The sequence below is a fragment of the Clostridium sp. LIBA-8841 genome, assembly GCF_057782475.1.
The window spans coordinates 3,650,573-3,663,956 of sequence record NZ_CM173488.1 but is presented as its reverse complement, the minus strand read 5'-3'; the positions used below and the strand labels follow the sequence as shown (position 1 = coordinate 3,663,956).

At 29.7% G+C, this 13,384-nt stretch carries 12 protein-coding genes and 1 riboswitch; of the genes, 9 read left to right on the top strand and 3 right to left on the bottom strand.

From position 1 onward, the window contains the following. Nucleotides 1-21: 21 nt before the first annotated feature. The 5 genes from AC2A4K_RS16385 to AC2A4K_RS16365 all read left to right on the top strand — a co-directional run bounded on the left by AC2A4K_RS16385 (nt 22) and on the right by AC2A4K_RS16365 (nt 3,512). Nucleotides 22-603, top strand: coding sequence for a hypothetical protein (locus AC2A4K_RS16385; protein WP_416173362.1), 582 nt, complete (start codon nt 22-24; stop codon nt 601-603). Between the two features lie 102 nt (nt 604-705). Next, entirely contained in the window at nt 706-1,476 is a 771-nt protein-coding gene (locus AC2A4K_RS16380) for a prolipoprotein diacylglyceryl transferase (RefSeq protein ID WP_322504762.1), read from the top strand. Next, complete coding sequence (locus tag AC2A4K_RS16375; RefSeq protein WP_322504761.1) at nt 1,466-2,305, top strand: YhfM domain-containing protein; 840 nt, start codon at nt 1,466-1,468, stop codon at nt 2,303-2,305. Before AC2A4K_RS16380 ends, AC2A4K_RS16375 begins: the two co-directional genes overlap by 11 nt. A gap of 20 nt (nt 2,306-2,325) precedes the next feature. After that, nucleotides 2,326-3,180, top strand: a complete 855-nt coding sequence (locus tag AC2A4K_RS16370) for an Mrp/NBP35 family ATP-binding protein (protein ID WP_322504760.1) — start codon at nt 2,326-2,328, stop codon at nt 3,178-3,180. 143 nt (nt 3,181-3,323) lie between these two features. Then, nucleotides 3,324-3,512: a ferredoxin gene (locus AC2A4K_RS16365; protein ID WP_322504759.1), complete on the top strand. Its 189-nt coding sequence runs from the start codon at nt 3,324-3,326 to the stop codon at nt 3,510-3,512. Nucleotides 3,513-3,554: 42 nt separating this feature from the next. Here AC2A4K_RS16365 and AC2A4K_RS16360 read toward each other — a convergent pair whose 3' ends face one another. The 3 genes from AC2A4K_RS16360 to AC2A4K_RS16350 all read right to left on the bottom strand — a co-directional run bounded on the left by AC2A4K_RS16360 (nt 3,555) and on the right by AC2A4K_RS16350 (nt 6,212). Further along, a complete protein-coding gene (locus tag AC2A4K_RS16360) occupies nt 3,555-4,010 on the bottom strand; it encodes a PadR family transcriptional regulator (protein WP_322504758.1) in 456 nt (151 codons plus the stop codon). A gap of 2 nt (nt 4,011-4,012) precedes the next feature. After that, a complete protein-coding gene (locus AC2A4K_RS16355; RefSeq protein WP_322504757.1) occupies nt 4,013-4,858 on the bottom strand; it encodes a DegV family protein in 846 nt (281 codons plus the stop codon). Nucleotides 4,859-5,144: 286 nt separating this feature from the next. Next, entirely contained in the window at nt 5,145-6,212 is a 1,068-nt protein-coding gene (locus AC2A4K_RS16350) for a DUF3048 domain-containing protein (RefSeq protein WP_322504756.1), read from the bottom strand. Nucleotides 6,213-6,471: 259 nt separating this feature from the next. Here AC2A4K_RS16350 and AC2A4K_RS16345 point away from each other — a divergent pair, with 259 nt between their 5' ends. The 4 genes from AC2A4K_RS16345 to AC2A4K_RS16330 all read left to right on the top strand — a co-directional run bounded on the left by AC2A4K_RS16345 (nt 6,472) and on the right by AC2A4K_RS16330 (nt 13,370). Continuing rightward, on the top strand, nt 6,472-8,589 hold the full coding sequence (locus AC2A4K_RS16345) for an anaerobic ribonucleoside triphosphate reductase (protein ID WP_322504755.1): 2,118 nt from the start codon (nt 6,472-6,474) through the stop codon (nt 8,587-8,589). A gap of 220 nt (nt 8,590-8,809) precedes the next feature. Beyond that, a riboswitch (purine riboswitch) is annotated at nt 8,810-8,909 on the top strand. A 156-nt stretch (nt 8,910-9,065) separates the two neighbouring features. After that, a complete protein-coding gene (add, locus tag AC2A4K_RS16340; RefSeq protein ID WP_322504754.1) occupies nt 9,066-10,058 on the top strand; it encodes an adenosine deaminase in 993 nt (330 codons plus the stop codon). Between the two features lie 138 nt (nt 10,059-10,196). After that, entirely contained in the window at nt 10,197-11,342 is a 1,146-nt protein-coding gene (gene nifV / locus AC2A4K_RS16335) for a homocitrate synthase (RefSeq protein ID WP_322504753.1), read from the top strand. 108 nt (nt 11,343-11,450) lie between these two features. Continuing rightward, the gene (locus tag AC2A4K_RS16330) at nt 11,451-13,370 is read left to right on the top strand and encodes an aconitate hydratase (protein ID WP_322504752.1); all 1,920 of its coding nucleotides are present in this window, start codon (nt 11,451-11,453) and stop codon (nt 13,368-13,370) included. Nucleotides 13,371-13,384: the final 14 nt, after the last annotated feature.

Genomic DNA, 13,384 nt, shown 5'->3' with positions numbered 1-13,384 from the left:
TTTAGTCAAATTGGAAAAGAGGTGATTTTTTTGAACAAAAAACAATTAGGCATAACCTTAATACTAATTTTACTTATGTTAATATTAGTTACTGGAGAAAATATGTTTAATGGAAACTTAGAAAAGGTTGCATTAATAAATAACAATATTGAAGGGCTAAATACATATACCGCCCTTGATGGTATTTTAACTTATAAGTTACCTGATAGTTGGGATGTTGAAGAAAAGAAATATCCGGGCAATTATATTATTTATGATAATAATTTTACAAGTGATAGTATGGGATTATGGGGATATGTGCAAATATTAAATTCTAATGAAGATCTAGGAAAAATGATTGAAGATGATAAGAAAAAACTAAACAATGATAATGTAAGCGATTATGTAATAACTGATGAAAAGATTGATAATGAGCTTGTAAAAAAGGTAGTTTTTAAAGAAAAAAATGATAAAGGAATAATTTACGTAAATACAATTTATTATAAAGAGTTAGATGAGAATAAAGTTGTGAAGGTCTTATTTAGTGCAAGTGAAAGTAAGCATAAAGAAGATTATTCTATTATATATAAAGCTATAATTGATAGTTTAAAGCATAGCCAATAGAAAATTTGATTTGGCTTTGTATAAGTATTATAATTAAATTTAAAAGAGAAGCATATTAATATGCTTCTCTTTTAAATTTACAAATAAATATTGGAGGAATTTATGAGGATTGTTTTAGGGGAAATCTTTGGCTTGAAGATTTACAGTTATGGATTTATGATAGGAATAGGCATAATCTGTGCAGTATTATTATTATTAAAGCTGGGTACTAAGAGAGGTTACAACGAAGATAAATTATTCAATGCAACCATATTAACAGTGATCTCAGGTATTTTAGGAGGAAAGATACTGTACATAATAACTGAATGGCAACTTGTTATTAAAGATCCAAGCATGATATTTAAAGATTTTGGAAATGGCTTTGTAATTTATGGAGCTATATTTGGAGGGGCTTTAGGTATATCAATATACTGTATAAAAAATAAGTGGAGTATATTAGAACTTGGAGATTTAATAGTGCCTGGATTAGCCTTAGCTCAAGGGTTTGGAAGGATAGGATGTTTGCTCGCAGGATGTTGTTATGGTGCTGAAACTTCAAGTGCTATAGGTATAGTTTTCCCAGACGGTTCATTAGCACCAGCTGGAGTGCCATTATATCCGACACAAATCTTTTCATCAATTTTTGATTTTGCATTAGCATTATTTTTACTATGGTATGGTAATAGAAATAAGGAAAAGGGAAAAACTCTTGGTATGTATATGATAATATACAGTATAGGAAGATTTTTTGTAGAATTTTTACGTAATGACCCTAGAGGAAATGTAGGAGCATTATCAACATCTCAATTTATATCAATATTTATATTAATAGGAGGGATAGCACTATATAATATAAATAAATTAAAAGGGAGAAAAGAAACAAGTGAAAAATAAAAGATTGATTCTAATAGTACTTTGTTTAATTCTAGGATTAGGCATTGTTGGATGTTCAGCTAAAGAAATGACCACCAAATTTTGGGGAAGTAAAAATAATGACTTTGAATATATAAAAGAAAATAAAGTTGATAAAATAGTTATTCAAAGTACAAGAGACCCTGGATTCAGATTTTTGGTTAAAGAAAAATCTGTAATAGATAATATATATAGTATGTTATCTAAAGCTGAGGTTGTTAACAAGAAGACTGACTTACCTCCAGATTATATTTTTGAAATCCATGTTGGAGATGAAGTTAAAACTTTTTACTATGTAACAGGGGTAAAAAATAATGGAGAAGGTAACTTCTATAACGATGATCATTTTTACAGAATATCTAAGAGATTAGATAACTATTTAATGCAAAATATGCAAGTAATAAGAAAGCCTAGAGCTTTTGATGAAATATATTATGATTCAGTGCTTAAGGTTTTAGAAAAAGATAAGGATGAATTAAATAAAGATAATGCTAAAGTCGGTATTGATATACTTGGAGATAGAGATTGTACAAAGTATATGTTATCAGCAGATATTGAAAATTTTGAAAAAGAAATAAAACAAATAGTACCAAATGCTTCAATAATGAACCATAATAGGGATGATTTTGATATAATAGTTACTGTAAGAAATTATGGTTACACTTCTACTATGTTTAGAACTATAATAACGATTGAGAATAAAGAAACTCATTCAGAGAAAAAATTCTATGTAGATGGAGTGTATAAAAACTCTTGGGACATTAATGTTTATGACAAATGGCAAGATGTTCAAAAGGAATGGGATAGCTAAAAGAATGGAGGAGTTTTCTTATGGGAAGTTGTGCAAGTTGTGCAAATAAAGATAAATGTAGTTCAGCTAGTAAAGATGGAGGATGTAATTCATCAGTACCAGCAAAATTAGGAACTAACTATGGAAACATTAAAAATGTTATAGGAGTTATAAGTGGTAAAGGTGGAGTTGGTAAGTCGACTGTTACTGGAATATTAGCAACTCAATTAGCTAAAAAGGGATATAAAGTTGGTGTTTTAGATGCTGATATAACTGGTCCATCAATGCCAAGATTCTTTGGTATAAATGAAAAAAGAGCAGATATAATTGCTATGGACAGTGAAGGAAAACAAGTTAAATTTGTTCCTGTAAAAACTGACTTAGGTATAAAAGTAATTTCAATGAACTTGCTTATGGAAGTTGAAGATGATCCTGTAATTTGGAGAGGCCCAATGGTTACAGGGGTATTAAATCAAATGTTTAAAGATACTGATTGGGAAGAGTTAGATTATTTATTAATAGATATGCCACCAGGAACAAGTGACATAACATTAACAGTAATGCAAACATTCCCTATAAAGGAATTAATAATAGTTTCAACGCCTCAAGACATGGTATCAATGATAGTTAAGAAACTAGTTACTATGGCTCATAAAATGAATGTCAATGTAAGAGGTGTAGTTGAAAACATGGCTTACATAGAGTGTGATTGTGGTAAGAAGATGAAAGTATTTAGCAAAAAATCTTCAGAAGAGCATGCTGAGTATTTAGGTCTTCCTTTAATAGGAGAATTACCAATAAACGTAGATTTAACTGAAGCTTTAGAGAATGGAAAAGCAGAAGATTATGTTGCTGAAAATTCACTATATTCATTAATATTTGAAGGTTTATATTAATAAAAATAAGAGATATAACTCACTAGAGTTATATCTCTATTTTTTTAAAAAGATTTTAGATTCTATTATGGTAAATAGTAATAGAATATTTGATTTGGAGAATACTATTATTGTTAAAATAAATTTTTAAGGAGGAAACAAAAATGAAAGCAGTAGTAGATAAAGATACATGTATTGGATGTGGATTATGTCCATCAATAGCTCCAGATGTTTTTGATATGGATGATGATGGAAAAGCACATGCAATTGTTGATGAAGTACCAGAAAATAGTAAAGATGCAGCACAAGAAGCAGAAGAAAGTTGTCCAGTAGCAGCTATTAAAGCTGAATAATACTATTAAAAACAAAAGATTCTAAAAGAGATGATTTCTCTTTTAGAATCTTTCCGTTTCATTATAAAGATGTGAATATATTATTTTGAAAACTTCTAAAGCTTCTTTTATTTTAGGTTTTAGTAGATGTTTTTTTTCTTCAAATTCCTTGAAACCTTCTGGTGTTAAAGAATATACTTTTTGTATTTTTCTTTTGGGATCGTCCCACATACCTACTACAAAACCCTGTTTTTCTAGTTTTTTTAGTAGAGGATAAATACCTCCTGTGCTAGGAATCCAAAGACCATTAGTCTGTTCACCAATTTTTTGAGCTAAATCATTTCCATTGGTAGGCTTAATACTAAGTATATATAAGGCGTATATAGGAAGAAGTCCTTTAGTAAAGACTTGTCCTACTGCATCTTTTTCTTTTTGTACTTTTTTCAGATTAGCTACCTGTTTTTTATATTCATCATAAAGGCGTTTTTCTTCAGCTTTTATAAATTCATCATTATACATAATTAAATTTCCTTTTGAATTGAAACTCCTACCATTCCTGGTCCAGCATGAACACCCATAGCAGCACCTATTTCTCTTACTTGAGAATTTAATAGATTAGGATGATCTTTTATTGAAGCAAGAATTTGGTTAGCTTCTTCTTCTGCCATACCATGAAGAACTGCTATATCGCATTTACTTTCATCAAGATGTTCTAAAATTATGCTAGTAAGCTTCTTTAATGATTGCTTTCTTCCTCTTGCCTTTGCAATAGTACAATAAGCACCATGTTCATCAACTGATATTATTGGTTTTAAGTGAAGCAAGTCTCCAACTGTTCCAGAAACCTTACCTATTCTTCCACCACGTCTTAAATATTCTAATGTATTAAGAGTGTAGTAACCTGTTGTAGCTTCTCTTATGCTTGGAAGTGCTGCAACTATTTCTTCAAAGCTTTTTCCTTCTTTAACAAGCTCAGCAGCTTTTAAAACTATAGCTCCTAAAGGATATCCTATTATCTTACTATCAAATAAATAAGATTTGATAGAAGTACGTTCCTCAATAACTAATCTAGCAGCATTAAATGTACCTGATAATGCACTAGAGATAAATATACCTATTATATGAGTATATCCTTCTGCTTCTAATTTATCTAATACTGAGTTTATATAATCAGGACTGCATAGCGAAGTTGTTGGAACTTCAACATGTAAACTTTCATAAACTTGATCTGGTGTTATATCAAAAATGTCATTATATTCTCTGTCTTTATATATTATTTTTAATGGTAATATATTGATGTTATATTCTTTTATTTCATTTATAGTTAAGTCACAAGAACTGTCTGTTATTATAGCGATTTTTTGCATTTTATATGCCCCCAATCATTTTATCGTATAGTTACTAACCTAAAAATAATTCATTTTATAAATGGCTTTATATCAAGTTAGTATCCTTAGATAATTTCTACTAAAATCCAGCAGATATTTAAATCTGTGAGAATTAAGTTTATTTTTCTCTTTAAATGCATTATATATCAATAGTGATACCATTATCAATATTGATAATGGTACAAAGAGAAAATAATCTGTTAATAATATATTAAAACAGATTATTAATAGAGAAAACGGTTTACTTATGAACTTAATTATAAAATTACTTAAAAGATATGGAAGATTTTTCGTCTACTATATGCCAAATAGTATTACCTCTTGATAGGTATACGGGAGTATTATCTTCAGTTTTTAATATAGTTTTACTATCAGAATCTTCTTTTTTCCAGTGGATTTTCTCCATTCTACCATTAGATAATAAATAGCCTTCTCCACTACCAACTAAATCTATGTCTAAATGAGTATTATCAGCTTGAACATTCATGTCAGTTATTTGTATCACTATATTTTTAAATTTTAAAGGTTCTCCAGTATTTTTATCAGTAGAAAGCTCTTTATCCATATACTTTTCATAAAATCCATCTACATAGTTATAGGATGTATTATAATAATTACTTAGGTTAAGATCTATTTCAGATATATAATTTGAAGAACCTAGAAGAGCATTATCTATGAATTCTAAGTTATTATCTTTTGAATAATTATAATCTTTTTGTGAAATAAAGTTTCTTATATTTTTAGCAGAAGTATAAAGGTTATGAGGTGCCTTTCTTGTATTGTCTCTCCAGAAAGCACTTCCATTAGCTATCTCGTTTATACTGTTTAAGGAATCATCACTAGATATAGTGGCTAACGCCTGAGCACTTCCACCACAATGAGCAAAAGGTAAATCATATTCTTTAGATATATCTAAGAAGTATGGACGGACACTTCTAACTGGACCAATAACTTCAGGAGAATTCTCATAAAAGACAGCTAGGAATCTAGGTATTCCACCTTCAGCCATAGTTTCATAAACTATATCAGCTTCAGAAAGTCCACTTTGTGGACGAGCTTCTCTAGAATTTTCAACTATACATATAAAAGGTATATTATCAATTGAGGTTGATTCTAATATATTACCTGTATATGGACTTAAAGTTTCTAAAGATATATTTTCAGAATTATAATTAGTTATATCTTCCTCGTTAAATGTAAGTTTTACTGAATCTATCTTTTTTAATGTATCTATTTTTTCAGAAGTTTTTAAGGGCATTATTAAATTCCCAAGAAATAATCCAATTAATAAACTTATTATTAATTGAAAAGAAATTAAGGTGATTTTTTTCATTTAAATACCTCCTATGGATTAAATTTCATATATTTATTATGTTACATTATATGGAATATTATTCATCATATGGAGAAGTAGTGAATAAGTTTTTACTAATGTCAACTAAAGAAAAATTGAATATAGGTTAAGAAAAAGAAGAAAAAAGGGAGATAATAAGTAATTTTTTAAGTATAAGGATTTTTAAAAATTAGCATAACTACTAATAGTAGAGTATAATGATTCGAGTACAAGATATAGTGGAGTGGAGGAAGTAAGAATGCTACATGTTGTGAAAAGGGACGGTAGAGAATCAAGATTTAATGCGGATAAAATAGCAAATGCTATAAAGAGAGCGGCCAATGAAGTTGGTATTACAATAAGAGAAAGTCAAGTTTTAGATACTATACAGAAGGTAATTAATTATATAGAGATGTCTGGTAAGACAGATGTTACTGTTGAAGAAATTCAAGTATTAGTAGAAAAAGCTTTAAGAGATAATGGGTTTAATAAAGTAGCAACAGCATATAAGGCATATAGAACTGAAAGAACAAAAGTTAGAGAGATTAAATCAGATTTAATGAAAGCTATAAGTAAGATCGGAGTAGAGACAGATAGAGATAATGCTAACGTAGGAAATAACTTCTCATCAAAACTTTTAAGAATAGCTTCAGAATCTAACAAATGGTATAACTTAGCTACAATGCCTAAAGAATTAGCAAAAGCTCATGAAAATGGAGATGTGTATTATCATGATTTAGATAGTTATAACTTAACTACAAACTGCTTACACATACCAACTGGTGAGTTATTACAAAGTGGATTTAACACTGGATACGGAACTATTAATGCACCAAGAAGAATAGAGACAGCAGCGGAATTATCATGTATTTTATTACAATCAACTCAAAATGATATGTTTGGAGGTCAATCACACCCAGACTTTGATAATGATATGAGTGTGTTTGTAGAGCCTACAAGACAAGAAATAAGAGAAGAGTATATAGGTTTAGGCTTAGAAGGTGCTAAGTTAGATGAATTAGTAGAGAAGAAATTAAGAGAAAGAGTACACCAAGCAATGCAAGGTGTTGTTTATAACTTAAATACAATGCATTCAAGAGCTGGATCTCAAGTTCCATTTAGTTCATTAAACTTAGGAATACCATATAATGAAGATGCGGCTTTAGTTTGTGAAATATTCTTATTAGAATACGAAAAAGGGTTAGGAAGAGGAGAACAACCAATATTCCCTAACATAATCTTTAGAGTAAAAGAAGGTGTAAATAGAGAAACTGAAGATCCATACTTCTATTTATATGAATTAGCATGTAGAGTAGCAGCTAAAAGAATGAATCCAACTTTCATGAATATCGATGCGGACTTTAATAAGGAATATTATGATAAAGGATATATGCCAGCAACTATGGGATGTAGAACTTATCTTATGAAAAATGTTAATGGTGAGCCAGGATGTAAAGGAAGAGGGAATATAGCCCCTACAACTATAAACCTTCCTAGACTTGGAATATTAGCAAAGAAGGACATTAATAAATTCTTTGAGCTATTAGATGATAGATTAAGAATAGCTAAAGAATCTTTAATGCATAGATATGGAGTTCTTAAGAACTTAAGAGTTAAGGATCTACCTTTCGTAGCAGGTCAAGGATTAATGAAAGGTGCAGAAAACTTAGGACCAGATGATTCAATCGAACCAATCTTAAAGCAAGGAACTTGGGGAATTGGATTTATAGGAGTTGCGGAAACTTTAATAGCTTTAACAGGAAAGCATCATGGTGAAGATGAGGCAGCTAGAGAGCTAGGATTAAAGATAGTTGAAAGAATAAGAGAATATTGTGATAGATTAGCTGAGGAAACTAAACTTAACTGGAGTTGCTATGCTACACCAGCAGAAGGTTTATCAGGTAAATTTATAAAGCAAGACCAAAAGGCTTTTGGAATTATTAAAGGGGTAACAGATAAAGATTACTACACTAATAGTTATCATGTTCCAGTTTATTGTCCAATATCAATAAAAAATAAGATTGATATAGAAGCACCATATCATAAATTATGTAATGGTGGACATATTAGTTATATAGAAGTTGATGATTGTCCAAATGCAGAAACTATAATGAAAATAGTTAACTATGCTTATAAGGAAACTAATATAAGTTATATGGGTATTAACTTCCATATAAGATACTGTAAAAACTGTGGAACATATCTTCACAACAATGAGTGCAAATGTACTAATTGTGGAAGTCAAGATATTCAAGGAGTATCAAGAGTTACTGGATACCTAAGTCTTGATGAAAGATTTGGTCCAGGAAAATACCAAGAAAGAGAAGATAGATGTTCTCACTTAGAAGGTAATAAAAAAGCTTACCATTGCGTTTAATGCTTTTATAATAGGAATATAGGCAAGTTTTAAATAGAAAAATCTATAATTTATATTTTGAAGATGTATTATTTAGTTTAAAAACCGTTATAGGATTATAAATTTTATAAAATAAGAAAATCTTAAAATATATGTATAGATTTTTCTTTTTTATGTTTAAAATGGAATTGTCTTAAATTTAACAAAATATTATTGACTATAAATTTTTATGTGGTAAAATAAATAAAAATAAACGTTACTTCGTATAACCCTAATGATATGGATTGGGGGTTTCTACCAAGAACCGAGAATTCTTGATTACGAAGAAAGCCTATTTGCTTTCTTCGTAATCAAGAATTTTTTTTTGAATTTTTTATCTAAATTAGTTTCAAATATTAAATTCTTTGATATTAAATAAAATTAAAGCTAAGCTTTTATGTTATGAAATTATAGATTGAATAATAAGATAAATAATTAAGTTAATGGAGGATATTTAAATGAATTTATTAAATTTACCAAAGATAGAATTACATTGTCACTTAGATGGATCATTAAGAGTTGAAACAGCAATTGAATTAGCTAAAAAAGAAGGAATTGAATTAGATAACTATGATTATGATAAGGTAAAAGAATTATTAGTTATTCCAGAAGAGTGCGAATCATTAGATGATTACTTAAAGAGATTTGATCTTCCTGTAAGTATATTACAAAGACCAGAAAATCTAGAAAGAGTAGCATTTGAGTTAATGGAAGATGCAAACAAAGAAAATGTAAAGTATATAGAAATAAGATTTGCTCCATTATTCCACTTAGAAAAAGGCATGACTCAAGAAGAGGTAATATCTAGTGTAATAAAAGGAATAAGAAAAGCAGAGGAGCTTTATGATATAAGAGGTAATGTAATATTATCATGCTTAAGACATCACTCTGTAGATAGTGTTTATGAAGTTATTGAGGCTGGTAAGAAATTCATAGGAAAAGGTGTTGTTGCTATAGACTTAGCTGGTTGTGAATTAGAAAACTTCGTTAAACCTTATGAAGAAGTAATGAAGGTGGCTAGAGAAGCTGGATTTAGAGTTACAATACATGCAGGTGAGACTGGTTACGGAAAAAATGTTAGAGATGCCATTGAACTTTTAGGTGCCGAGAGAATAGGTCATGGATTATTTATATTTAATGATGAGGAAGCGTATAATTTAGTTAAAAATAAGGGAGTAACATTAGAAATGTGTCCTAAGAGTAATATAGATACAAAGGGTGTAGCTAAATATGAAGAACATCCTATCTATAAATATCATAAGGATGATATAAAAGTTAACTTAAGTACAGATAATAGAACAGTTTCTAATATAACTCTTACTGAAGAATTTGAAAATGTAGATAAAGCTTTTAATATAGATTTTGAAGACTATAAAAAGATTTATTTAGATAGTGTAGATGCTTCTTTCTGCACAAATGAATTAAAAGAACAATTAAAATTAGCTATATAATTATATGAAATTAAAAAAGATGACTTTTAGTCATCTTTTTTTAGTTTAAACATATAAATATTTTTATTATGAGAGTATATAGAAAAAGCTTTATCACTGTGATAAGATACTCTTTAAAAATGAAAGGGGGAAATTGATTTGGCGGTTATAGATAAAAATACTGGAGAAAAGATTTATATAGTTGATACTACATTAAGAGATGGAGAACAAACTGCAGGTGTTGTTTTTGCTAATCACGAGAAAATTACAATTGCAAGTATGTTAAGTGAACTAGGCGTTGATCAATTAGAAGTTGGTATTCCAACTATGGGAGGAGATGAAAAAAAGGCTATTAAGGAAATATGTAAGAAAAATCTTAAACCAAGCATAATGGCCTGGAATAGGGCAAATAAAAAGGATATAGAAGAATCTATTGATTGTGGAGTTGATGCAGTTGCTATATCTATTTCTGTATCTGATATCCATATAAAGCATAAGCTTAAGAGCTCTAGAGAATGGGTTTTAGAAAATATGATTAATTCTGTAGAGTTTGCAAAGAAAAATGGTTTATATGTTTCTGTAAATGGAGAAGATGCATCAAGGGCAGATGATGATTTCCTTTGTCAATTTATATTGGAAGCTAAAAAGGCTGGAGCAGATAGATTTAGGTATTGTGATACTGTTGGAGTTATGGATCCATTTAGTATAAGAGAAAAGATCGAAATGATTAAGAAAAATACTAATATTGATGTAGAAATGCATACTCATAATGACTTTGGAATGGCCACAGCAAATGCTATAGCTGGAATTTTAGGGGGAGCAAATCATATAGGAGTTACGGTTAATGGTCTTGGAGAAAGAGCTGGAAATGCGGCTTTAGAAGAGGTGCTTATGGGTTTAAAATATGTTCATGGATATGATATTGGAGTTAAAACAGAAATGTTTAAAGAGGTATCAGAATATGTATCTAAGGCTTCAGGAAGACAATTACCTGCATGGAAAGCTATTGTTGGAGATAATATGTTTAGACATGAATCAGGTATTCACGCAGATGGGGCTCTTAAAAATCCTAAAACTTATGAAGCTTTTAATCCAGATGAAGTAGGGTTACAAAGACAAATAGTCATAGGTAAACATTCTGGAAAAGCAGCTTTGGTAAATAAGTTCAAAGAGTATGGAATTATTCTAAAAGAAGGAGAGGCAAGTTGTCTTTTAGAAAAGGTTAGAGAACTTTCAGTAATGCTGAAGAGAAGCTTATTTGACAAAGAAATAGTACAACTTTATAAAGATTATTGTATTAAATAGAAAATTTTTTTATTGATAAATAAATGGGGCATCAGTAAAAAAATATATTTATATTTTTAAAGATAAAAATATTTTAAAATGAGCAATAAATAAAGAGGAGGAATAAATTTGGGGGATAATTTAGTTTATAAGATATTAAAAACTCATCTTGTAGAAGGCGAACTTAAAACAGGAAATTTTATTGGAATAAAAATAGACCAAACTTTAACTCAGGATTCTACAGGAACTATGGCATATCTTCAATTAGAAGCTTTAGATATAGATAGAGTAAAGACGAAGAGAAGTGTAGCTTTTGTTGATCATAATATGCTTCAACAAGGGTTTGAAAATGCAGATGATCACAAGTATATAAAAACTGTTGCTAATAGATATGGGATTCATTTTTCAAAGCCTGGTAATGGAATATGTCATCAAGTTTTTTTAGAGAGATTTTCATGTCCAGGAGAAACCTTAATAGGGTCGGATAGTCACACGCCAACAGCAGGTGGATGTGGAATGTTAGCTATTGGAGCAGGAGGGTTAGATGTTGCTTTAGCTATGGCAGGAAAACCATATAAAATAGTTGTTCCAAAGGTTTGTAAAGTTAATTTAACAGGAAAGCTTAAGAACATGGTTTCTGCAAAGGACATAATCTTAGAAGTTTTAAGGATAGAAACTGTTAAGGGTGGAGTGGGAAAAATATATGAGTATGCTGGTGATGGTGTGAATACTCTTACTGTTCCTCAAAGAGCCACTATAACTAATATGGGAGCAGAACTTGGAGCAACCGCATCAATATTCCCAAGTGATGAAAATACATTAAAATTTTTAAGAAAACAAGGAAGAGAAGAGGACTACCGTGAATTAAAAGCAGACGAAGATGCTTTTTATGATGAAGAAATGACAATTAATTTAAGTGAATTGGAGCCTTTAGTTGCAATTCCACATAGTCCCGATAATGTGAAAAAAGTTAAAGATGTTGGAGAAATAAAGATTGATCAGGTTGCTATTGGTAGTTGCACAAATTCTTCTTATGAAGATTTAATGAAGGTAGCTAAAATACTAAAAGGAAGAAAAATTAACAAGGATATAAGTTTAGTTATTGCTCCAGGATCAAGACAAGTTATGGAGATGATTTCTAGAAACGGAGCGTTAGGAGATATCATAAGTTCTGGTGCTAGAATATTAGAAAATTCTTGTGGTCCTTGCATAGGAATGGGACAATCTCCAGGAACTAATGAAGTTTCACTTAGAACTTTTAATAGAAATTTCTATGGACGAAGTGGAACTTTATCAGCTAAGGTTTATTTAGTTAGTCCAGAAGTAGCGGCAGTTTCAGCTTTAAAAGGAGTTTTAACAGATCCTAGAAAGTTAAATATAAACTTAGAAGAGAAAGAAGAGTACAATTTCTTGATAGATGATAGTATGATTTTAAGTCCTTCTATGGATAAGAGTGAAAATATTATAAAGGGACCTAATATAAAGAGTTTTCCTGTTAACTCAAAGCTTGAAGTGAAAATATGTGGAAAAGTTTTATTGAAGGTTGAAGATAATATAACTACAGATCACATAATGCCTTCAAACTCTAAGTTGCTTCCTTTTAGAAGTAATATACCATACTTATCTGAGTATTGTTTTAATACTATTGATGAAGATTTTCCTAAAAGAGCTAAAGAAAATAATGGTGGTTTTATAATAGCTGGGGAGAATTATGGACAAGGGTCAAGTAGAGAACATGCGGCATTAGCACCTCTATATCTTGGAGTAAAAGGAGTTATTGCTAAATCCTTTTCTAGAATTCATAAGGCGAACTTAATAAATAGTGGAATAATCCCTATGGAGTTTAGTAGTAAAGAAGATTACGATTCTATAGAGTTAATGGATGAGTTTATTATTGAGGATATTTTTAATAATTTAGAAAATGGTGTTTTACAAGTTAAAAATATCACTAAAAATACGGAGATACTTGTTCAGATAAATTTATCGAAAGAAGAAAAAGAAATCATAAAAGCCGGTGGAAAAATAAATTATCATAAGAGAAGAAGATAATTTAAGGAGGAAGA